23 protein-coding genes are annotated in these 19,519 nt (G+C 63.4%); 8 read left to right on the top strand and 15 right to left on the bottom strand.

Features of this window, described 5'->3' with window-relative positions:
- Positions 1 to 84 precede the first annotated feature (84 nt).
- From LB551_RS00505 to LB551_RS00535, 7 genes are all read right to left on the bottom strand, one after another.
- Entirely contained in the window at positions 85 to 1,020 is a 936-nt protein-coding gene (locus LB551_RS00505; RefSeq protein ID WP_019860650.1) for a ribose-phosphate pyrophosphokinase, read from the bottom strand.
- Positions 1,021 to 1,229: 209 nt separating this feature from the next.
- Positions 1,230 to 1,847 (bottom strand): hypothetical protein, encoded by a 618-nt coding sequence (locus LB551_RS00510; protein WP_224657837.1) that lies wholly within the window; start codon positions 1,845 to 1,847, stop codon positions 1,230 to 1,232.
- Between the two features lie 44 nt (positions 1,848 to 1,891).
- Positions 1,892 to 3,043: a M24 family metallopeptidase gene (locus LB551_RS00515; protein ID WP_140549867.1), complete on the bottom strand. Its 1,152-nt coding sequence runs from the start codon at positions 3,041 to 3,043 to the stop codon at positions 1,892 to 1,894.
- Positions 3,043 to 3,837, bottom strand: a complete 795-nt coding sequence (gene pgeF, locus LB551_RS00520) for a peptidoglycan editing factor PgeF (protein ID WP_224657838.1) — start codon at positions 3,835 to 3,837, stop codon at positions 3,043 to 3,045. Before pgeF ends, LB551_RS00515 begins: the two co-directional genes overlap by 1 nt.
- 357 nt (positions 3,838 to 4,194) lie before the next feature.
- Positions 4,195 to 5,292: a class I SAM-dependent methyltransferase gene (locus LB551_RS00525; RefSeq protein WP_224657839.1), complete on the bottom strand. Its 1,098-nt coding sequence runs from the start codon at positions 5,290 to 5,292 to the stop codon at positions 4,195 to 4,197.
- Positions 5,289 to 6,149, bottom strand: a complete 861-nt coding sequence (lgt, locus tag LB551_RS00530; RefSeq protein ID WP_224657840.1) for a prolipoprotein diacylglyceryl transferase — start codon at positions 6,147 to 6,149, stop codon at positions 5,289 to 5,291. Before lgt ends, LB551_RS00525 begins: the two co-directional genes overlap by 4 nt.
- A gap of 131 nt (positions 6,150 to 6,280) precedes the next feature.
- Complete coding sequence (locus tag LB551_RS00535) at positions 6,281 to 6,520, bottom strand: BrnA antitoxin family protein (protein ID WP_140549871.1); 240 nt, start codon at positions 6,518 to 6,520, stop codon at positions 6,281 to 6,283.
- A gap of 213 nt (positions 6,521 to 6,733) precedes the next feature.
- Here LB551_RS00535 and LB551_RS00540 point away from each other — a divergent pair, with 213 nt between their 5' ends.
- From LB551_RS00540 to LB551_RS00550, 3 genes are all read left to right on the top strand, one after another.
- Positions 6,734 to 7,036 carry an accessory factor UbiK family protein gene (locus LB551_RS00540; RefSeq protein WP_140516880.1) on the top strand — a complete coding sequence of 101 codons (303 nt, stop codon included), beginning with the start codon at positions 6,734 to 6,736 and terminating at the stop codon, positions 7,034 to 7,036.
- A gap of 315 nt (positions 7,037 to 7,351) precedes the next feature.
- A complete protein-coding gene (locus LB551_RS00545) occupies positions 7,352 to 7,852 on the top strand; it encodes a YbjN domain-containing protein (RefSeq protein ID WP_127855850.1) in 501 nt (166 codons plus the stop codon).
- A 16-nt stretch (positions 7,853 to 7,868) separates the two neighbouring features.
- On the top strand, positions 7,869 to 8,228 hold the full coding sequence (locus tag LB551_RS00550) for a tRNA-binding protein (protein ID WP_140549872.1): 360 nt from the start codon (positions 7,869 to 7,871) through the stop codon (positions 8,226 to 8,228).
- A gap of 13 nt (positions 8,229 to 8,241) precedes the next feature.
- Here LB551_RS00550 and LB551_RS00555 read toward each other — a convergent pair whose 3' ends face one another.
- The 4 genes from LB551_RS00555 to LB551_RS00570 form a co-directional block, all read right to left on the bottom strand.
- On the bottom strand, positions 8,242 to 9,264 hold the full coding sequence (locus LB551_RS00555; protein WP_224657841.1) for a glycosyltransferase family 4 protein: 1,023 nt from the start codon (positions 9,262 to 9,264) through the stop codon (positions 8,242 to 8,244).
- A gap of 248 nt (positions 9,265 to 9,512) precedes the next feature.
- Complete coding sequence (locus tag LB551_RS00560) at positions 9,513 to 10,928, bottom strand: ATP-binding protein (RefSeq protein WP_224657842.1); 1,416 nt, start codon at positions 10,926 to 10,928, stop codon at positions 9,513 to 9,515.
- A 44-nt stretch (positions 10,929 to 10,972) separates the two neighbouring features.
- On the bottom strand, positions 10,973 to 11,692 hold the full coding sequence (locus tag LB551_RS00565; protein WP_140549875.1) for a response regulator: 720 nt from the start codon (positions 11,690 to 11,692) through the stop codon (positions 10,973 to 10,975).
- Positions 11,679 to 12,212 carry a MarR family winged helix-turn-helix transcriptional regulator gene (locus LB551_RS00570; RefSeq protein ID WP_181172411.1) on the bottom strand — a complete coding sequence of 178 codons (534 nt, stop codon included), beginning with the start codon at positions 12,210 to 12,212 and terminating at the stop codon, positions 11,679 to 11,681. The genes LB551_RS00565 and LB551_RS00570 overlap by 14 nt, the downstream gene beginning before the upstream one ends.
- A 258-nt stretch (positions 12,213 to 12,470) precedes the next feature.
- Between LB551_RS00570 and LB551_RS00575 the strand changes: the two genes are divergently transcribed.
- From LB551_RS00575 to LB551_RS00585, 3 genes are all read left to right on the top strand, one after another.
- Positions 12,471 to 13,364, top strand: a complete 894-nt coding sequence (locus LB551_RS00575) for a branched-chain amino acid aminotransferase (protein WP_224657843.1) — start codon at positions 12,471 to 12,473, stop codon at positions 13,362 to 13,364.
- 146 nt (positions 13,365 to 13,510) lie between these two features.
- Positions 13,511 to 13,825, top strand: coding sequence for a hypothetical protein (locus LB551_RS00580; RefSeq protein WP_140549877.1), 315 nt, complete (start codon positions 13,511 to 13,513; stop codon positions 13,823 to 13,825).
- A gap of 181 nt (positions 13,826 to 14,006) precedes the next feature.
- A complete protein-coding gene (locus tag LB551_RS00585) occupies positions 14,007 to 14,645 on the top strand; it encodes an MBL fold metallo-hydrolase (protein WP_140549878.1) in 639 nt (212 codons plus the stop codon).
- Between the two features lie 88 nt (positions 14,646 to 14,733).
- Here the strand turns inward: LB551_RS00585 and LB551_RS00590 are convergent, their stop codons facing one another.
- The 3 genes from LB551_RS00590 to LB551_RS00600 all read right to left on the bottom strand — a co-directional run bounded on the left by LB551_RS00590 (position 14,734) and on the right by LB551_RS00600 (position 16,097).
- Positions 14,734 to 15,156, bottom strand: coding sequence for a BA14K family protein (locus tag LB551_RS00590; RefSeq protein ID WP_224657844.1), 423 nt, complete (start codon positions 15,154 to 15,156; stop codon positions 14,734 to 14,736).
- A 192-nt stretch (positions 15,157 to 15,348) separates the two neighbouring features.
- Positions 15,349 to 15,561, bottom strand: coding sequence for a cold-shock protein (locus LB551_RS00595; RefSeq protein ID WP_006202521.1), 213 nt, complete (start codon positions 15,559 to 15,561; stop codon positions 15,349 to 15,351).
- A gap of 323 nt (positions 15,562 to 15,884) precedes the next feature.
- Complete coding sequence (locus tag LB551_RS00600; RefSeq protein WP_006202520.1) at positions 15,885 to 16,097, bottom strand: cold-shock protein; 213 nt, start codon at positions 16,095 to 16,097, stop codon at positions 15,885 to 15,887.
- A gap of 580 nt (positions 16,098 to 16,677) precedes the next feature.
- On the opposite strand from LB551_RS00600, the gene LB551_RS00605 reads away from it, so the two are divergent.
- Positions 16,678 to 17,085 carry a Kazal-type serine protease inhibitor family protein gene (locus LB551_RS00605; RefSeq protein ID WP_224657845.1) on the top strand — a complete coding sequence of 136 codons (408 nt, stop codon included), beginning with the start codon at positions 16,678 to 16,680 and terminating at the stop codon, positions 17,083 to 17,085.
- Between the two features lie 320 nt (positions 17,086 to 17,405).
- Here LB551_RS00605 and LB551_RS00610 read toward each other — a convergent pair whose 3' ends face one another.
- A complete protein-coding gene (locus tag LB551_RS00610; RefSeq protein ID WP_181172395.1) occupies positions 17,406 to 17,663 on the bottom strand; it encodes a hypothetical protein in 258 nt (85 codons plus the stop codon).
- 200 nt (positions 17,664 to 17,863) lie between these two features.
- Here LB551_RS00610 and LB551_RS00615 point away from each other — a divergent pair, with 200 nt between their 5' ends.
- Positions 17,864 to 19,498, top strand: a complete 1,635-nt coding sequence (locus LB551_RS00615) for a tetratricopeptide repeat-containing sulfotransferase family protein (protein WP_224657846.1) — start codon at positions 17,864 to 17,866, stop codon at positions 19,496 to 19,498.
- Positions 19,499 to 19,519: the final 21 nt, after the last annotated feature.

Raw genomic sequence — 19,519 nt, forward strand, 5'->3', positions numbered from 1 at the left:
CCTCGGTCTAAGTTCCATTTACAGGAGCACTGATTGCACGTTGTAATCGGTTTTGCTGCGCTACGCGCCCGCCGGGATCGACAATTAGTCGAACAGGCTGGACACCGATTCCTCGGTTGCCGTGCGCGAGATGGCTTCGCCCATCAGGTCGGCGATCGAGATGACGCGGATATTGGGAGCGTCGAGCACGCCCTGGGTCGGCTGGATGGAGTCGGTGATCACCAGTTCCTGCAGCTTGGAGCCGCTGATGCGGGCGACCGCGCCACCCGACAGCACGCCATGAGTGATATAGGCGGTGACGCTGGTGGCGCCGTTGGCCAGCAGCGCATCGGCGGCGTTGCACAGCGTGCCGCCGGAATCGACGATGTCGTCGATCAGCAGGCAGTCCTTGCCGGCGACCGCGCCGATGATGTTCATGACCTCCGATTCGCCGGGACGCTCGCGGCGTTTGTCGACGATGGCGAGCTGTGCGTCGAAGCGCTTGGCCAGCGCGCGTGCACGCACCACGCCACCGATGTCGGGCGACACGACGACGACGTTGCCAAGCTGCTTGTATTTCGCCTTCACGTCGCGGGCCATGACCGGCACCGAGAACAGATTGTCGGTCGGAATATCGAAGAAGCCCTGGATCTGGCCGGCGTGGAGGTCGAGCGTGAGCACGCGGTCGACGCCGGCGCGGGTGATCATGTTGGCGACCAGCTTGGCCGAGATCGGCGTGCGGCCGGAGGCGCGGCGGTCCTGCCTGGCATAGCCGAAATAGGGGATCACCGCCGTAATGCGCTTGGCCGAGGAGCGCATGAAGGCGTCGATCATGATGAGCAGTTCCATCAGGTGATCGTTGGTCGGAAAGGAAGTCGACTGCAGGATGAAGACATCCTCGCCGCGCACGTTCTCCTGGATCTCGACGAAGATTTCCTGGTCGGCGAAGCGCCTGACACTGGCTTTGCCCAGCGGGATGTTGAGATAGCGGGCGACCGCTTCGGCCAGCACCCTGTTGGAATTGCCCGCGAAGAGTTTCATGCACCGTTCCTGGTGGAGGCTTTCACCGGGCTTTTAGCGGCCCGCGCGGCTATTGCAAGCACCGTGATTGGAAATCCGCCGGCTAATCCTGGGAAATGTTCGCGCCATCGCGTATGGGCAACACCGGGCAGCGGACCCGGCGCCGCTGCTCCTCCCCCTTGTTCGAGCATCGGATTTCCCCGCGGCCGTTTCCATTCGGGTCCGATGGTCTAGCCCGCCTTGCCGCCGAGCCATGCCGCGAACTGGTCGATGGTCTGGTCGGCGATCGCCTGCATGGTGGCTGGCGCCACCGCTTTCCAGCTGTCGCCGCCGCCGTTGGCGCCGGAATTGGCCGAAGCCGCCTTCTGCTGGCCGTTGATGCGATGCAGGCGGTTGCCCGAGGGATCGTAGACGTCCCACACATAGATGACGGTGGTGTCCTTGCCTTCGGAGATCACCGAGAAATAACCTTTGAGCACATGGGTCGCGGCCTGGTCGGCGCTGCCGGCCAGCGTGATGCCGCGCTGCCTGGCGCGCGTCTGCAACTCCGCCGTCAGCGGCGTGGCCGCTTCCACCGAAGCGCCGACGATCGGCGCGATCTGCAGGCGCGTCCTGGCAAGGATTGCCGCGGTCTGGGCCGGCGTGGCTGACGTCGTGGTCGTTGCAGGAGCGCCCGCCGTGGTCGTGGCAGGGCCAGCCGGGGTGGCGGTGCCGCCGCCCTGGGTTGTCGGCGCCGCGGCCGTGGGCGGGGTGATGGCGGAGGGTTCGAGGACGTCTTTTGCGTTGGTGCAGGCGGCGAGCGCCAGGACCACGAGCAATGACACGGTCGTCACCTGCGATCGTCTCATTTGCCATCTAACTCCTTGGCGAAGAACGCCTCCCACCCGTGGATTCACTGTACGATCAAGTCGAGATCATGGCGGGAAAGCGGCTTCGGCTGCGATTCGGTCGTGAGATAGGTGCGGCCAAGCGTCATCGCCGTCTCGGTTTCGGAATCCATGATGATCATGTGGGCGAACAGCGTCATGTTCGGCGCGATCGGCTCGGGATTGCCCTGGTAGAACATCGGCATGTCCATCCAGGACGGGGTGAAGCGGGCGCCGACCGAATAGCCGCAGGCATTCAGCCGATGCTTGGTCAGTCCACGTGCCTCCATGACACGGGCATGCGCGTCGAACACGTCGCCGAAACTGTTGCCCGGGGTCATCGCCTTCTCGACCGCCAGCAGCGCGGCGCGGGCCGCGTCGAACAAGTCCTGATGGCGCTTCGAGGCCTTGCCGGTCAGCACCGTGCGCATCATTGGCGCATGATAGTGATGAAACACTCCCGCCCATTCGAGCGTCAACTGATCGTTCTTGGTGAGCTTGCGGCGGCCGGCCTTGTAGCGGCACAGCAGTGCGTCGACGCCGGAGCCGATGATGAATTCGTTGGCCGGATAGTCGCCGCCGCCGGCAAAGATCGCGCCTTGCATGGCGGCAAGGATCAGCGCCTCGTCACCGCCCTGCTTGATCAGCGGCAAAGCCGCATCCAGCGCGTCGTCGGCAAGGTTCGCCGCCTTCTCGGCCTTGGCGATCTCGGCCGGGCTCTTGAACAGGCGTAGCCGGCTGACGATGCCGGACGCATCGGCGATCTGGCCGAAGGTCTGCAGCTGCTCGTCGAGGCGGCGGCCATTATAGGCGGTCAGCCCATGAGTGTCGTATTCGACGCCGATGCGGGCGCCGAGCAGGTCGAGCTCGTTCAGCAGATTGCGCAGGTCGACCGCCGGATTGGCGCCATCGCGATCGGTCCACAGCACGATGTTGTCGATGATCGAGGTGTGGCGCGCCTGGCGCAGGTCGGCCGAGCGGGTCAGCAACACCATGGACCCGTCGGCTTTCACCACCAGGCACTGGAAGAAGCAGAAACCGAACGTGTCGTAGCCGGTCAGCCAATACATGCTTTCCTGCGCGAAGAGCAGGATGGCGTCGAGCTTCTTCTCGGCCATCTCGATCACCAGCCGGTCGCGGCGCGCGTCGAATTCGGATCGTTCAAAATGCAGCGCCATCATTCACTCTCCAAGACGATTGCCGAGACCTGCCGGCCGTAATCGGGTTCCTTGCGGTGCGTCGTGCGCCGGTAGGAGTAAAACAGATCTTCCTCGGCATAGGTGCAGCGGCCGAGAACTTGCGCGGTCACACCCGCCCTGTCGAGCCGGTCCACCGTGTAGCGGTTGAGGTCGAACATCGAATGACCGGGATTCGCCGAAGGTGCGAAATACCTGTCATTTTCGCCATCGGCCTCGACGAAGCGGGCGACGAATTCAGGTCCGACCTCATAGTTTTCGGGGCCGATCGAGGGGCCGAGCACCGCGACGATGTTTTCACGCCTGGCGCCGAGACTTTCCATGGCGGCAATGGTGTTCTCGAGCACCCCCGTGAACGCGCCTTTCCAGCCGGCATGCGCCGCGCCGATGATGCGCGCCCCCGCATCCGCGAACAGCACAGGGCCGCAATCGGCGGTCGAGGCGCCGATGGCGATGCCCGGCCGGTCGGTGACGATGGCGTCGGCCTTGGGGCGTTCACCGGCAAAGGGTTCCCTGGCGATGACGACATCAGGCGAATGGATTTGCCAGGCGGTCAGGAGATGGTCCGCCGGCACGCCCATCCAGGCGGCGACACGGCGGCGGTTCTCGGCGACCAGCGCCTGGTCGTCATCCGAGCCGGTGCCGATGTTGAGGCCCTGATAGATGCCGGTCGAGACCCCGCCGACGCGGGTGAAATAACCGTGGCGGATGCCTTGTGCCTGCGCCTGGTCCAGCAGCGGCGACCGCACGGGATCCGGTTTGGTCTGATTCAGCATGTGGGCGTTGTTGTCCGTGTGGGCGGTTTCGTCAAGAAAAAGTCGGAAAGCGAGACGGCCGGCGTTCAGCCGCTGTTTTGCCGGACGGGAGATTGGGAGGGGTGACGGTGAAAAGTCAATCCGCCGTGGCGAAGGGTCAACGCAACGAATCCGTGGAAACGGTTCCTTCGCCGCTGCGCGGTTGAGAGAGCCTTGAACGGAAAAACCCGCCTGTGCGGCGGGTCCCTGGCGCAACTCAGCACCATAACCAAATATCTACCATAGTTGCCTTCACCCTGTCAAGAAAAAATTCCTATCGTGAGTTGCCGGCCATGAAAATGTACCGGCACGACCGGACTGGCCGCCATCAGGCCTTTGTCAATCCGAGCTCGGAGCTCGGGCAAGGGGGCGAACGGCAACGCCGCGCGGCACTATGGCAAGCACCTTGAACAGGTCGCCCATGGCCTGCGGCCCGGCGAGGCGTTCGACATCGCCAGCGATCTTGTCGCGTGCCGCCTGGCTGGCATCGGCGCCAAGCCGGCCGGCGCGCTCGAGAATGCCCAGGCCGAGCAGGAAATCGCCCTGCGTCGACAGATGGGCGTCGAGACCATGCGCGCGCACCACCGCGGCAAGGGCGGCGAAATCGACATGGGAGGTGAGGTCGGCTTGCCCGGGATTGGCCAGCACATCTTCGTGATCATGACGGCGCAAAGCCTGCAACGTGTCGCCGACACCCGGGCGCAGATGGCCATAGTCGACAAACAGGCCGGAGCCGCCATGAGCGGCTATGCGCTCGGCTATGGCCGCCATCAGGGCGGTGCGGGCAGGAGCTATCTCGACGATCGCGCCTTGCGGTGCTTCGCCGGCATCGGCGGGCAGCAGCGTCGGGTCGAGCGACCCGGCGCCGGCGAAGAAGGAAAGATTGTTCGTGGCGTCGAGGCCGACCACGCGCTCGCGCCAGCCGGTGCCGGCGCGGACGAACTGGCGGATGGGGATGGCGTCGAACAATTCGTTGCCGACGATGAAGAGCGGCTGCGGCGGCAGCGTATCGATGGTCTCGTGCCAGCGAATGGAGAACGGTGTGGCGCCGAGCGTCTGTTTCTGCACCTCTCTCAGGCGCGGGCTGGTCTCGATCATGGCGAAGGCGGCGTCGTTGGCCAGTGCCGGTTCGAGCCGCGACAGGGTGCGAAGCATGTCCTTCATCAGCGTGCCGCGGCCGGGGCCGATCTCGCCGATGGTGACCGGCGTCGGCCGGCCGACCGCCAGCCAGGCCTGGTAGAGCCAGACGGCGACGAGCTCGCCGAACATCTGGCTGATCTCCGGCGCGGTGATGAAATCGCCGGCGGCGCCGAACGGTTCGCGCGTGGTGTAGTAGCCCGCCTCGGGATCGAACAGGCACAATGCCATGTATTCGTTGACGGGGATCGGCCCCGTCGCCTCGATCAGATCGACGATGCGTGCCTTCAGCCGCGTCATGTCGCCTGCGGCCGTGACTGCGGCACCGGCTTGGCTGTCGTCATCGCCCAAATGCCGGCCAGCACCATCGGCGAGGACAGGATCATGCCCATGGTGAGCCAGTTGGTGCCAAGGAGATAGCCGAGCTGCTGGTCGGGCTCGCGGAAGAATTCGACTGCTATGCGCGACAGGCCATAGCCGCAGATGAAGGCACCGCCGACGAAGCGCGGCGTCTTCAGCTTGAGGCGCGAATGGGTGAGGAAGCGCAGCACGAGAAAGAGCACCAGGCCTTCAAGCAGGGCCTCGTAAAGCTGGCTCGGATGGCGGGTAAACGGCCCGCCATTGGGAAACTCGATCGCCCACGGCACGTCGGTTGGCCGGCCCCAGAGCTCGGAGTTGATGAAGTTGGCGATGCGCACGAGGCCAAGACCGACCGGCACACCGGCGGCCACGACGTCGAACAGCGACCAGGTGCGGATGCCGCGCTTGATCGAAAACAGCGTCATGGCGAGGATGACGCCGAGCAGGCCGCCATGGAACGACATGCCGCCCTGCCAGACGGCGAAGATGTCGAGCGGGTGCGCGATATAGCGCGGCAGGTCGTAGAACAGCACGTAGCCGGTGCGCCCGCCCAGCACGACGCCGATCGCCGCCCAGATGATGAAATCATCGAGGTCCTCCGGCTTCATCGGCAGGATGCCGTCGGGCCAGAGTTTCGGATTGGCGGCGAGCCGCTTGGCGTACCACCAGGCGAACAGGATGCCGACGATGTAGCCGACGCCGTACCAGTGCACCGCCAGCGGTCCGATCCGAATCAGCACCGGGTCGATGTTGGGAAAGGGCAACGAGGCCAGCGGCAGCAGGAAATATTCGTTCAACGGGGAGCTCTCGGTTGCGTTTGGCGCGGACCATGCGGCAGGGTTTTGGCGGGGTCAAGGCAAGGTGGTCGGCGTCAAGGATCGGATCGGATCACCGCTTGCAGGCCCATCGCGCCGTGCGGGCGGTGAGCTCAATCCTTTGGCTTGGCGGCCACCAACTGCCGCAACGCGTCGTTGATCCTGTCCTGCCAGCCGGGGCCATCTTCCTGGAAATGATCGAGCACCGCCCGGTCGATCCGGATCGAAACAAGCTCGCGGACGTTCGGCGCTGCCGAAGCTTCGCGAATTGGCGGTGCCGGCTTCTTCACCGGTTTGAAGGCAGCTTCGGCGGCTGCCATCGGATTGGTCGGTCGGCGCGGAGGGGTTGCCATTGGTGACCCTGACTGAAGTGTGCTTGAGGAAATACGAGACGAGAACACAATAGGCGAGCTGGCGCCCTCTAGTACAGCTCTGGTGCCGTCTGAGCTTCTTACAGGAGTGCCACCGCCATGCGCCACAGCAACGCAGATAGCGCGGCAACCCTCAACGTTCTTGCATTCGGCGCGCCGCACTACTAACTCAACTTCAGCAACCGAGGATTTGCCATGTCGACCGGACCGAACCGCATTCTCGACGAATTCGCCAAGCTGATGACCGATGCCGCGGGTGCCGCGCAGGGCGTGCGGCGTGAGGTGGAGACCGCCTTCAAGGGACAGGCCGAACGCATCCTGAATTCGATGGACGTGGTGCAGCGCGAGGAGTTCGAGGCCGCGCGCGAAATGGCCGCCAAGGCCAGGGAAGAGAATGCTCGTCTTGTCGACCGCATCGAGGCGCTCGAGGCCAGGCTTGCCGAACTGACCGGGCAGGCCACACCTGCGGCTTCCGCAAAGCCCAGGCCGAAAAAATAATCGTTAAACTTTTCCACAAAGCACCAGCCTGAAAAGCGCTTTGCCGTGAATCGCTTACCGGCATTGCGTGACTCTGTGTGACAGCGCCTTTCCACATGCGAATGACGCAGCGCGAAAAATTGGGCTGTTCACGCGACTCCCGATCAATAGACTGAATTTGTTGCATGATTCGGAGCAGGGTCATGCGCCGGGCGGTGGGGTCCGGTCTGGGGTCTTTGCGTCGAGAAGTCCTGGCCGTCCGAGTTCTAGATCAGATTGTTCGTCGTGTGTGCCCCGCGGAGCGTGTGGCGCTCCCCTGAACACAGGAAGCATTCCATGGAACTTCTCGAACTCGAATTCTCCCGCGAAATCCATCCGGTGGATGTCATTGAGCAGGTGGCCCACAACAATGACTGGTCCTTCGAACGGGCCGGCGACGACGAAATCTCGATCTCGGTCGCCGGAAGCTGGACCGACTATCACGTCTCCTTCTCGTGGATGGAGGATTTCGAGGCGCTGCATCTGGCCTGCGCCTTCGACATCAAGGTGCCGGAGGCGCGCGCGCTGGAAGTGATGCGGCTGTTGTCGCTGATCAACGAACAGATGCTGTTCGGCCATTTCGACCTGTGGGAGCAGGAAGGCGCGATCATGTTCCGCCAGTCGCTGCTTCTGGCCGGCGGGGTCGAGCCGTCGAGCCAGCAGGTCGAGGTGCTGCTGTCGTCGGCGCTGGAGGCCTGCGAATGCTACTTCCAGGCGTTCCAGTTCGTCGTCTGGTCCGGCACATCGGCCAAGGACGCGCTGGCCGGGGTGCTGTTCGAGACATTCGGCAACGCCTGACCAAGATGCCTTCGACATGAGTTCAAGCAGCGAGCGCAAGCCCGAGATCAGTTTCGCCGATTTCGATCGTGTCGACATCCGCGCCGGCACGATCGTCGAGGCCGAACCGTTTCCGCAGGCGCGCAAGCCGGCGTTCAAGCTCAAGATCGATTTTGGCCCCGAGATCGGGGTGAAGAAATCGTCGGCGCAGATCACCAAATATTATACGCCCGAGACGCTGATCGGCCGGCAGGTGTTCGCGGTGGTCAATTTTCCGCCGCGCCAGATCGGGCCATTCATGTCGGAAGTGCTGACGCTCGGCTTTCCCGACGAGGAGGGCGCCGTGGTGCTCGGCGCCATCGAGCGCAAGGTGCCGGACGGCGGGCGGCTGTTCTAGCCTAGAGGGAGCGTCAGGCCGCCAGTCTTCGTGTCGCGCCCAGCGCTTCCTGGACCGTATCGAGAAACATTTCCGCACAGGCTTTCCAGCTGTAGCGCATGGCGCGTTCGCGCGCCTGGGCGCGGTCGACATCGAGGGCGGCGAGCGAGGCTTCGCGCAGGTCGCTGGAAACCGCGCCGCCGAAGCCGTCGCCGACGATGTCGATCGGTCCCGTGACCGGAAAGGCGGCGACTGGCGTGCCGCTGGCCAGCGCCTCGATGATGACGTTGCCGAAAGTGTCGGTGCGGCTCGGAAAGACGAAGACGTCGGCCGAGGCGTAGATCTCGGCCAGTTCGTCGTTGGGGCGGTGGCCAAGGAAATGGGCGGCGGGGTAGCGCGCCTTGAGCTTCGCCAGTTCCGGGCCCTCGCCGACAACCACCTTGCTGCCGGGCAGGTCGAGATCGAGGAAGGCGGAGAGGTTCTTCTCGATGGCGACGCGGCCGACACAGAGGAACAACGGGCCGGGGAAGCCGAGATCCTTCCTCTTGTCGGGCCGGAAATGATCGGTATCGACCCCGCGCGTCCATGGTCTCAGCTTGTTGAAGCCGCGCGCTGCAAGATCATCCGCCAGCGACCGCGTCGCGACCAGCGTGCCCTGGCCGGAATTGTGGAAATCGCGCAGCCAGCGATAGGCCCAGCTTTCCGGCACCGGCAGCCGGGCGCTGAGATATTCGGGAAAGCGTGTGTGGTAGCTGGTGGTAAACGGCCGGCCGGCATTGCGGCAGTAGCGCCGCGCCATGATGCCGAGCGGACCTTCGGTGACGATGTGGATGTGGTCTGCCTTGTAGGCCCCGATCAGGCGCGCGACGTGGCCTGGCGTGGTCAGCGCCAGGCGAATATCGGGATAGGTCGGCAAGGGCAGGGTGTGGAAGATGTTGGGTGTCAGGAAATCCACCGCGACGTCGAACGCTTTCAGCGTTTCGGTGAGCCGCTCCAGCGTGTGGACGACGCCGTTGACCTGTGGGCGCCAGGCATCGGTGACCATCAATATGCGCATGGCGGGCCTTTGCTCGAAAGGTCGGCGGTTGCCTCGGTACGATGCCGGGACGGCGACCAGCCCGCGGCCCTCGCTTCGCTCCAGCGCACCCGGGCGGGCACGGGATCGAAGTGAGACGGCGGGTTCGAATCAAGTGAGGTCGCGCGCTTCATGCGCGCTCTTCAGCATGGTTTCATGACGGGCCAATGAAATCGGCCGAGCATAACCTCGTCCGAAAGCGGTTCCGCTTTCCCGCGATCATACCCCTGTCAGGCCGGAACCTTGATCACGGCGCGCAAGCCGCCGAGCGGGCTGACGTCGAGCGTGATGTCGCCGCCATGGCTGCGGGCGATGTCGCGGGCGATCGACAGGCCGAGGCCAGTGCCGCTGGCATCGAGATTGCGGGCTTCGTCGAGCCGCATGAAGGGTTTGAACACCTCTTCGCGCTTTTCGGCCGGAATGCCCGGACCGTCATCGTCGATGGTGACCACGAGCGAGCCGCGGCCATGATTGGCGGCCACCTCCACCGTCTTGGCGTAGCGGAAGGCGTTGCCAATGACATTCGACATCAGCCTGGCGAAGGCGTTCGGCCGCACATGCACGGTCGGATCGCCGGAAAGCGTCGTCGACAATTTGCATTTGCGCAACCGAGCTTCCTCGCTCAGCTTCTGGAAATAAGCTTCGAGATCGAAGCGCCCGGTGTCTTCCGAGGCCTCGCCACGGGCGAAGGCGAGATAGCCTTCGAGCATCGACTGCATGTCGTCGATGTCCTGGTTGAGCGCGGCCTTGGTCTCGGCCTTGCCGCCCGCCAGCGCCAGCTGCAGCTTGAAGCGGGTGAGGATGGTTCTGAGGTCATGGCTGACGCCGGTGAGCATGGCGGTGCGCTGTTCGATCTGGCGCTCGATGCGCTCGCGCATCTGGATGAAGGCAAAGCCGGCGCGGCGGACCTCCTCCGCGCCGCGCGGGCGGAAATCACGCGGCATCGGCCGGCCCTTGCCGAAGCTTTCGGCGGCCTCGGCCAGCGTCAGGATCGGCCGGATCTGGTTGCGCAGGAAGGGAATGGCGATCATCAGCAGCACCAGCGAGGTACCGACCATCCAGATCAGGAAGATGTGCGTGTTCGAAGCATAGGCCTGGCTGCGGCGCACGAAGACGCGCAACACCTTGCCTTCGAGCTGGACGCGCACCTCGATGATGTTGGAGTTGCCGACCGTATCGATCCAGAACGGCCGGTTGATCTGGCGGGTGATCTCGGCGGAGAGAACGTCGTCGAGGATGGAGAAGAACGGCTTTGGCCCGGGCGGCGGCAGCGGGTCGGGCGGCAGGAGGTCGACCTTCAGCTGCATGCGGTCCTGGGCGATGCGGATGATGTTGGCGTAGTCGGCGTCGTGCGGATAGGTCTCGATCAGGTCGATGATGGCGGCGATGTCGCGCACGGTCGCCTGCGACAGGCGCTGTGTCACGGTCGCCCAATGCCGCTCCATAAAGACGAAAGCGACCACCGATTGCAGCAGGATCATCGGCGCGATGACGATGATCAGCGAGCGCGCATAGAGGCGCTTGGGCATGTAGAGCGAAACGAGGCGCCAGAACCGGTTCCAGACGCGCGGAACCCTCTTGAGCAGCGGTGTGGAGCGCGTGCTCAAGCCGTCAGATTCCGGCTGTTCCAGTTCCGTGGTCGCCATTCACCTTTCGCTCGCTCCGTGGCCGCCAGGCCGAAGGCGGTAGTCTATTCGACGCTGAGCCGATACCCAATACCGCGGACCGTCTGCAGCCAGACCGGATTGGAGGGATCGCGCTCGATCTTGCGGCGCAGCCGATTGATCTGGACGTCGATGGTGCGCTCGCCGACATCCGATTCGTCGCCGACCAGTTCGTGGCGCGGGATGGTTTCGCCGGCGCGCGCGGCGAATATCGCCAGGATCTCCTGCTCGCGATCGGTCAGCTTCAGCGCCTCGCCGCCACGCTTCAGTTCGCGCCTGGCGATCTGGAATGTGTAGGGACCGAAGACGAGTTGCTCCACCTTGGGCGTGGTCGCAGGGCCGCCGCGGCGCAGGATGTTGTTGATGCGCAGGATCAATTCGCGCGGATCGAAGGGCTTTGGCAGGTAATCGTCGGCGCCGGCCTCCAGGCCGGTGATGCGGCTGTCGGTCTCCGATAGCGCCGTCAGCATCAGGATCGGCACGTTCTTCTCGGCCCGCAGCGCCTTTGTCAGATCGACGCCGTTTTCGCCGGGCATCATCACGTCCAGCACAAGAAGATCGAAGTCGAGGCCGGCGAGTTTGCGTCGGGCTTCGCCCGAAGTGCCGGCGACGGTGACGCGAAAACCGTTCTCGGTCAGATATTGCTTGAGCAGGTTGCGGATGCGGGTGTCGTCATCGACCACAAGCAGATGCGGCGCATCGTCGTCCGGTGCGGCCGCGTGATCAGCGCGTTCAGTGCTCTCCATGGCTTTTCCCTGACATTTTTGCGGACCCAACGTCGATCTGGGCTCTCAGTTCCGGATTGACCATTGCTTCGAGGAAGCGTTCCACCTGGGTCCGTTCGGCGGCTCCGGAATCTTCCAATGCAGCATGGATGCGGCGCGACTGTGGCCGCGCCAGCGCCAGCGCCAGCGCGCGGCCCTTGGCGGTTGGATACAGTTCGCGCTGGCGACGGTCGCGCGGCCCTTGCAACTGCACGACATGGTCGGTGTCGATCAGCTGCTTCAGCACGCGCGCCAAGCTCTGCTTGGTGATCTTCAAGACATCGAGCAGTTCGGCGACCGTCAGGCCCGGCCTGCGGTTGACGAAATGCAGCACCCTGTGGTGGGCGCGGCCGAAGCCATAGTCGGCCAGGATCTGATCGGGATCCGAGGTGAAATCGCGATAGGCGAAGAAAAACAGCTCGATGAGGGCGAAATCAATGCCATCCTCGATTGACATCGCGGTCCTGATCGGTGTCCCGGCTGTTCGGCTTCGATCCGTCATCTCTACTCCATGGGCAGGGAAGATTATGTCAGTACTATTGACATAATTTCCCTGCAATGGTAATTTTTGACAAGGTTTTGGGCGGATTGCGAACGAAAAGGCAAGATAGGCCGGGTTTTCCGGAACTTCCTGAGTTTGCCAGAGCACGATTATCCGCCTACCTTTCCAGACAGCGGCAGGCGCCCCAACCAGATGGCGCGGCCGACAAGAGCACGCAACGAACAACGATATGCGGGCTGCCGCCCGCGGGAGGTTACCATGGCATCCGTTCCCTTTGATCAACTGGACGGCTTCATCTGGATGAATGGCGAGTTCGTGCAATGGGGCGAGGCCAAGATCCATGTGCTGACCCACGGCCTGCACTATGCCAGCGCGGTATTCGAGGGCGAGCGCGCCTATGGCGGCGAGATCTTCAAGCTCAACGAGCATACCGAGCGCCTGCATGAATCGGCGCGGCTGCTCGGCTTCAAGATCCCCTATTCGGTGGCCGAGCTCAACGACGCCTCCAGTACCCTGCTGAAGAAGCAGGGCTTCAAGGATGCCTATGTCAGGCCGATCGCCTGGCGCGGCAGCGAGCAGATGGGTGTTTCGGCGCAGAACAACCGCATCAATTGCGCCATCGCCATCTGGCAGTGGCCCAGCTACTTCGATCCGGCGCAGAAGCTGAAAGGCATACGTCTCGACATGGCCGAGTGGCGCCGGCCCGACCCGCGCACGGCGCCGTCCAAATCGAAGGCCGCAGGCCTCTATATGATCTGCACCATGTCCAAGCATGCCGCCGAGGCCAAGGGCTATGCCGACGCCATGATGCTCGACTGGCGCGGCCAGGTCGCGGAAGCCACCGGCGCCAACATCTTCTTCGTCAAGGACGGCAAGATCCACACGCCAAAGCCGGATTGCTTCCTCGACGGCATCACCCGCCGCACGGTCATCGGCCTCGCCAAGGACCGCGGCCTGGAGGTGGTGGAGCGCGCCATCATGCCGGAAGAACTCGAGGGCTTCGAGCAGTGCTTCCTGACTGGAACGGCAGCGGAAGTGACCCCGGTTTCGGAGATCGGGCCGTACCGATTCGAGGTCGGCGAGATCGCCAAGACGCTGATGAATGACTATTCTGCGGCCGTTCAGCCGAAGCACGCGATAGCCGCAGAATAACGAAAGTCACAGCTTTTCGCGCAAGCAGGGGCGGTTTTCGGACCGCCTCTTTTATTTCAGCGTTTCTGCATTTGACTTTCGCCGAATTCAGCGTCTCCATGATGGTGTCGGCCCGGGAGGCTGGCAGCTATGGAGGGACTGGTAAGATGGACATGAATACGCTTCTTCCGATCATCGTTCAGATCATTACAGGCATCATCGGTGGTCAGGCGGTCGGCGCGGCGATCAAGACGGCGGCGATGGGGCAGCTTCCCAAGATCCTGGGCGGCGCCATTGGCGGCGTCGGCGGCGCGGCGATCCTCGGCAGCCTGCTCGGCGGCACAGTCGATCCGGCAGCGGCTGCGGCAGCGACAAGTGGTCTGGGCAGCGCGCTCAACTTGCAGAACATCGTCGGCGGCGCCGGCGGCGGTGCGATCCTGACCGGCATTATCGGCGCGGTCATGGGCGCCATGAAGAAGTAAGCCTGCGATCTCGGGCTGGCCAAATGGGCGGCTTCGGCCGCCCATTTCTGTTTCCAGAGCGCGCCGCATGAAATGCGTTTAGGCGCGGCGCGCCTTGGAACGACCGATTGTTGGTGTTCCCAAGGGTGGACGCCCTTCGTTCGCGCCTCTACATCACGGCGTGAACATCGAAAGGACGATCATGGGTCAGCTCAATGCCGGCATCGTGCCGGTCACGCCCTTCCAGCAGAATTGCACGATCCTGTTCGACATGGACGACAAGCACGGTGTCGTCGTCGATCCGGGCGGCGATATCGACAAGGTGCTGGCGGCGCTGAAGGATAATGCGATATCGGCCGGCGCGATTTGGATCACGCATGGTCATATCGACCATGCCGGTGGCGCGATGGAGTTGAAGGAAGCGCTCGGCGTCGAGATCATCGGCCCGCACGAAGCCGACAGGATGTTGCTCGACAATCTCGAGAGCCAGGGCAGGCGCTATGGCATTGCCGGCGTGCGCAACTGCGTGCCCGACCGGTTCCTCACCGAAGGCGAGACGGTCTCTTTCGGCTCGCATCTCTTCGAGGTGCTGCATTGCCCCGGCCACGCGCCCGGCCATGTCGTCTATTACAACCGCGCGGCCAAATTCGCCCATGTCGGCGACGTGCTGTTTCGCGGCTCGGTCGGGCGCACCGACCTGCCAGGCGGCGATCATGCGGCACTCATCGCCTCGATCAAGGACAAGCTTTTGCCGCTCGGCGACGACATCGGCTTCATCTGCGGCCACGGTCCGGGCGGGCGTTTCGGCGAGGAGCGGCGGAGCAATCCGTTTTTGACGTGAAGCGCGTCGCGCCGAGGCCGGTGCCGGCTTGACAAAAAAGCGCCGGCCTTGCGGTCAGCGCTTCTTGTTGGGGCAGGGAAGCCCTTGGTCAGTTGGCGGTGCAGAAATGCTGCTCGCCATCATTGCCGGTGAAAGTGCCGGTGCGGGGGTTGAAGGTGCGGTACCGGTCGGAGCAATAGTCGTACCAGCCACGCGTCCACGGTTCGGCATAACGGTCGGCGTAGACCACTTGCGGTTCGGCATAGTAGCGGCGGACCGGCGCCGGGCGTATCCGCACATCGCGATCGTAATAGCCGTCATCGTAGTAGTCGCGGGGCGGCGGCTGCTGGTTGGCCAACGCGCCGCCGATCAGTGCGCCTGCGGCGAGGCCGAGCACACCGGCGGCAACAGCGTCGCCATGGCCGTGGTGGCGGTGATGACGCCAATCATCGGCGTTGGCCGCGGGCAAGGCCACGAGCATTGTGGCGGCCACTGCGGCGGACAGCACGGCTGTCTTGAAAATTCGGTTCATGTCGATCTCCTTCGTGCCGGCCCGTAAGAATTCCGGGGATGTGGTCCGGCTTTTACGAAAGATTAATATGAGACCATGGCTGAACGGGGGCTGAACGAATTTTTGCCTGACCGGAGGGCCACGGGCATCAAATATCGAACGCTCCAGCGAGCGAAGCTGTCCTGCCAGAACCGCCGCCGGTCTGGAGCCGGCTCAGCCGATCGACAGGTTGACGGCCTTGGGACCCTTGCCGCGCTTGTCAGGCTCGGTGTCGAATGTCACTTTCTGCCCATCCTCAAGACCGGGAAGACCCGACGCCTGCACGGCCGAAATATGAACGAAGACATCCTTCGCGCCATCATCCGGTGTGATGAAGCCGAACCCTTTGGCATGGTTGAAGAATTTGACGGTGCCGGTCTGCGGCATGGGAAGCTCCTTTGATCCCATAAACTCCAGTCTCGGGCCGGCAAATGCCCGAATGGAAATTTGTCCTTTATTTTAGCGTGATCGGCAAGAGAAAGTTTTGCGGGCACTTAAAGCGCGTAGCGCTTTAAGTTTTTGTTATGATGCATGTCGTTGACCCGACACCGGATCCACTTTGGGGCGACAGCATTTTTGCTGCGCTGCGACATGAAAAAGGCGCGACGAAAATCGCCGCGCCTTCAAAATTCGTTTGCCTCTTCCGAAGTCGTTCAAGCTTCGGAGCCTCAGTCGCACGGCCAGGAAGGGCGTGCGGCTTGGCCGATGGCTCAGGCGGCGCGGAGGTTGACGGCCTTGGGGCCTTTGCCCATGCGATCCGGCTCGACGTCGAAGGTGACCTTCTGGCCGTCGACGAGCGTGCGCAGGCCCGAGGCCTCGATCGCGGAAATGTGGACGAATACGTCCTTGGCGCCACCGTCGGGCGTGATGAAACCGAAGCCTTTGGTCGCGTTGAAGAATTTAACGGTGCCGGTCTGGGCCATTGGGGAAACTCCTTCACCCGTTCAGTCTTGATGGTCCTGCCCGCCACCTTGCGTCGAGGGCAGTTCCCGGTGGTAGCTTTCGGCAGTCATGCATTGGCGCATGGTCAAACCCCCCGCCGAAAAACGGGGCCGTCAGAGATTCACAGTATCGGGGAAAGGTCGTCCAAAACGTTCCGCTCTCCGGGTCGCAAATGCCCGAACACGGAATTTATCGCACGGAAAAGTGAAGGTTGCAAGATAGCGCCGCGGGCCGCCCCCGATGGGCGCGTCCCGACGCATGAATCGATCAATCCGAGCATCGACGCGCCGCAAATAGGCCTCGTTGCCTGAGGGGTCATCGGCCACAGCCCCGTCACGCATGGGCCAGCGGCGGCGACGGCTGGCGGTGCGAGGCTCCGGGATGATCCAGGCGCCGTTTTTTAAGCAGTCGGCTGCAACGAGGGTTGCAATCGGCGATGGAATGAGGAGGATCGCCACAGCGCGACTGGTTTGAGCCTTTGCTTTCGTGAATATCATTGTCCGGGATCGCTGCGGATTTGGAGCGACACGCAGCGGGACGGGGATCGAGGGAGAGACGATCATGAGGTTTCTTGCGACAATCTTCTCGCGACAGGGTTTTGTCATCCTGTTCCTGTCGGCTGTTCTTGCCGCCTGTACCGTGGTCGTCGACGACGGTCCTGGACCGCGGCCACGGCCGCCGCGGCCGGGACCGCAATTCTGCACCAAGCAGTACGAGCCGGTCTGCGCCCGGCGCGGTGGCGACCGCCAGACCTTCGCCAATGCCTGTCTTGCCGACCGGGCCGGTTATCGCATCGTGCGCGACGGTCCCTGCCGTGACGGTGGCAGCGGGGGTGGCGGCGAGCAGACCTTCTGCACCCGCGAATACGCGCCGGTCTGCGCCCGGCGGGGCGGCGAGTTGCGAACCTTCCCCAACGCCTGCGAGGCACGCGCCGCCGACTACCGCATCGTTGGCGGGGGCCGCTGCTGAAAGGCCGGGTGTTCGTCTTTTCCGCACTTCGGGAAAAGCGGATGCCGTCTAAAACAAATTTCGGGGACGTGTGACGGTCACAACGGGGATGGATAGGCCCCGTCGGCCGGCCCGGCGTAAAGCTCGCTGCCGTGCTCATCGCAGATGCGCACGCGGTCAGGGATTTGCGGCATTGCGAGCGTATGGAAGAGCGCGGTGGCGTTTTTCAAGAAGATTTTGAAAAATAAGTAACCCAAAGGAAAATATTGCTGCGTTCATTCGAAAAACTCTGCTATGGTTTGATGATAGTTTCCAAAAATTCTCAAAAATTATTTTGGGGTTCATTCCCGAAATTTACGTTTATTTTCTCCAAATAAGGACAAAACCATGGTTTCTGCGAGAAGCTCGAGAGGCAATACCACCGCGATCAACCCGCCCATCAGGCCGGCCACCGCATATGCCGTCGCCATCGGACGTACCGGCAAACCTGTGATCGTCAGGTCGGCGCGGCTGACCATCAGAAGCGACGAGGCGGAAAGGCGGACGATCGCCGATACTGATGGAACGGTTCGGCGCGCCAGGCAGACGGCCGAGACCAACCGGCTGATTTGATCTCGTCCGCGCCGATGGCAAGCGCAAGAAACCAAGCAAAGCCTTGAACCCGCCGCGCCAATGGCCTAGATCGCGGCAGGCGGACAAACACGGCAGGTTTCCCATTAACAGAGATCAGAGACGAGCGGCGGGTGCTGGCGCCAATTCCGGCTCGGGCGGACAGCCGCCGTCGAGTCTCGACCAGCATGTGCAGAGGGCGCTGCAACTGCATCAGGCGGGGCGGCGGCAAGAGGCCGAGGCGCTTTATCGGCAGGTGCTGACCCACAAGGTCAACCATGCGGCGGCTGCGCATTTCCTCGGTCTTTTGCTGCACCAGACCGGGCGCAGCGCCGAGGGGCTCGGTCTCCTCGAGCGATCGGTGCGCTTGCAGCCGAAGAATCCGGATTTCCTCAACAACCTCGGCACGGTGATGCGCGATCTCGGCCGTGTCGCGGCGGCCGCCGACTTCTTCCGCGGCGCGGTGGCGCTGCGGCCGGACCAACTTGCGGCGCGCGACAATCTCGGCTCGTCGCTGAAGCAGCTTGGCCAGTTCGAGGGCGCCGAGGAGATCTATCGCGGCACGGTCGCGCGCAATCCCTTCCATTTCCGCGCCCGCATCGGGCTTGCCGAAACCCTGCAGGAAGCGGGCCGCCTGGACGAGGCGCTGGCCGTCTTCCGCGAGGCGCTGTCGATCCGTCCGAAGGACGCCGAACTGCTGCACGGGCTGGGCGTCGGGTTGATGGAAAAGGGCGAGCTCGACGAGGCGGCAGACCTGTTCCGGCAGGCGCTGGCGGCCGATCCCGGCATGGCGCGCGCCTGGCTGATGCTGACGCAGGTCAAGCGCCAGAAGGAGCGCGATGCCGAACTGACCGGGATGGAAGCCCAGCACGCCAAGGCGCTGCCGGACAGCCTGGCGCGCATGCAGCTTGCCTTCGGCCTCGGCAAGGTCAATGACGATCTGAAGGACTATAACAGAGCCTTCGATTATTTCGCCGAAGGCAATGCCATCCGCCGCAAGGGCATCGACTACGACGCCGAAAGGACGCGCGCCGAATTCGAGGCTATGAAAACGGTGTTCGACAGGGATTTCTTCCAGAAGCACAGGCCCAGCGCGATCTCCGACGATACGCCGATCTTCGTCGTCGGCATGCCTCGTTCGGGCACGACCCTGATCGAGCAGATCATCGCCAGCCATCCGCAGGTCTACGGCGCCGGCGAGCTCGGCATCCTGAAGACGGCGGTCGGCAGGCAGTTCCCGGCGACCATGCCCGGCGGTTTCCCCTGGGGCGTTTCGGATGCGCCCGATATGGATTTTGCCGAGGCGGGACGCGCCTATCTCGACATGCTGCATGCCCGCTATCCGCACATGCGCCACGTCACCGACAAGATGCCGGGCAACTTCCTGCTTGTCGGCTTCATCCACATGATGATGCCGAAGGCCAGGATCATCCATTGCGCCCGCGATGCGGCGGCAACCTGCCTTTCGATCTACAAGGTGCATTTCCGCGGCGACAGCCACCGGTACGGCTATGATCTGGGCGAACTCGCCGATTTCCACAATCTCTACACGGACATCATGGCGCATTGGCACAAGGTGCTGCCCGGCGTCGTGCACGATGTGCGCTACGAGGATTTCGTCGCCGACCAGGAAGGCCAGAGCCGGGCGCTGATCGACTATCTCGGGCTGCCATGGGACGATGCCGTGCTGTCGTTCCACCAGACCGACCGGCCGGTGCGCACGGCTTCCGCCGCGCAGGTGCGCCAGCCGATGTATCAAGGCTCGGTCGACCTGTGGAAGCGCTACGGCGACAGGCTGAAGCCGCTGCTGGACAGACTGGCCTAAAGCGGCTCGGCATCCCGGGCA

This window comes from Mesorhizobium sp. BR1-1-2, from assembly GCF_020165435.1.
In the GTDB taxonomy this organism is placed as follows: Bacteria; Pseudomonadota; Alphaproteobacteria; order Rhizobiales; family Rhizobiaceae; genus Mesorhizobium.

What these genes read in the sequence shown, in the direction of transcription:
- LB551_RS00505 (WP_019860650.1), bottom strand. Translation starts at nt 1,020, where the DNA reads ATGAAACTCTTCGCGGGCAATTCCAACAGGGTGCTGGCCGAAGCGGTC.
- LB551_RS00510 (WP_224657837.1), bottom strand. Translation starts at nt 1,847, where the DNA reads ATGAGACGATCGCAGGTGACGACCGTGTCATTGCTCGTGGTCCTGGCG.
- LB551_RS00515 (WP_140549867.1), bottom strand. Translation starts at nt 3,043, where the DNA reads ATGGCGCTGCATTTTGAACGATCCGAATTCGACGCGCGCCGCGACCGG.
- pgeF (WP_224657838.1), bottom strand. Translation starts at nt 3,837, where the DNA reads ATGCTGAATCAGACCAAACCGGATCCCGTGCGGTCGCCGCTGCTGGAC.
- LB551_RS00525 (WP_224657839.1), bottom strand. Translation starts at nt 5,292, where the DNA reads ATGACGCGGCTGAAGGCACGCATCGTCGATCTGATCGAGGCGACGGGG.
- LB551_RS00535 (WP_140549871.1), bottom strand. Translation starts at nt 6,520, where the DNA reads ATGGCAACCCCTCCGCGCCGACCGACCAATCCGATGGCAGCCGCCGAA.
- LB551_RS00540 (WP_140516880.1), top strand. Translation starts at nt 6,734, where the DNA reads ATGTCGACCGGACCGAACCGCATTCTCGACGAATTCGCCAAGCTGATG.
- LB551_RS00545 (WP_127855850.1), top strand. Translation starts at nt 7,352, where the DNA reads ATGGAACTTCTCGAACTCGAATTCTCCCGCGAAATCCATCCGGTGGAT.
- LB551_RS00550 (WP_140549872.1), top strand. Translation starts at nt 7,869, where the DNA reads ATGAGTTCAAGCAGCGAGCGCAAGCCCGAGATCAGTTTCGCCGATTTC.
- LB551_RS00555 (WP_224657841.1), bottom strand. Translation starts at nt 9,264, where the DNA reads ATGCGCATATTGATGGTCACCGATGCCTGGCGCCCACAGGTCAACGGC.
- LB551_RS00560 (WP_224657842.1), bottom strand. Translation starts at nt 10,928, where the DNA reads ATGGCGACCACGGAACTGGAACAGCCGGAATCTGACGGCTTGAGCACG.
- LB551_RS00565 (WP_140549875.1), bottom strand. Translation starts at nt 11,692, where the DNA reads ATGGAGAGCACTGAACGCGCTGATCACGCGGCCGCACCGGACGACGAT.
- LB551_RS00570 (WP_181172411.1), bottom strand. Translation starts at nt 12,212, where the DNA reads ATGACGGATCGAAGCCGAACAGCCGGGACACCGATCAGGACCGCGATG.
- LB551_RS00575 (WP_224657843.1), top strand. Translation starts at nt 12,471, where the DNA reads ATGGCATCCGTTCCCTTTGATCAACTGGACGGCTTCATCTGGATGAAT.
- LB551_RS00580 (WP_140549877.1), top strand. Translation starts at nt 13,511, where the DNA reads ATGGACATGAATACGCTTCTTCCGATCATCGTTCAGATCATTACAGGC.
- LB551_RS00585 (WP_140549878.1), top strand. Translation starts at nt 14,007, where the DNA reads ATGGGTCAGCTCAATGCCGGCATCGTGCCGGTCACGCCCTTCCAGCAG.
- LB551_RS00590 (WP_224657844.1), bottom strand. Translation starts at nt 15,156, where the DNA reads ATGAACCGAATTTTCAAGACAGCCGTGCTGTCCGCCGCAGTGGCCGCC.
- LB551_RS00595 (WP_006202521.1), bottom strand. Translation starts at nt 15,561, where the DNA reads ATGCCGCAGACCGGCACCGTCAAATTCTTCAACCATGCCAAAGGGTTC.
- LB551_RS00600 (WP_006202520.1), bottom strand. Translation starts at nt 16,097, where the DNA reads ATGGCCCAGACCGGCACCGTTAAATTCTTCAACGCGACCAAAGGCTTC.
- LB551_RS00605 (WP_224657845.1), top strand. Translation starts at nt 16,678, where the DNA reads ATGAGGTTTCTTGCGACAATCTTCTCGCGACAGGGTTTTGTCATCCTG.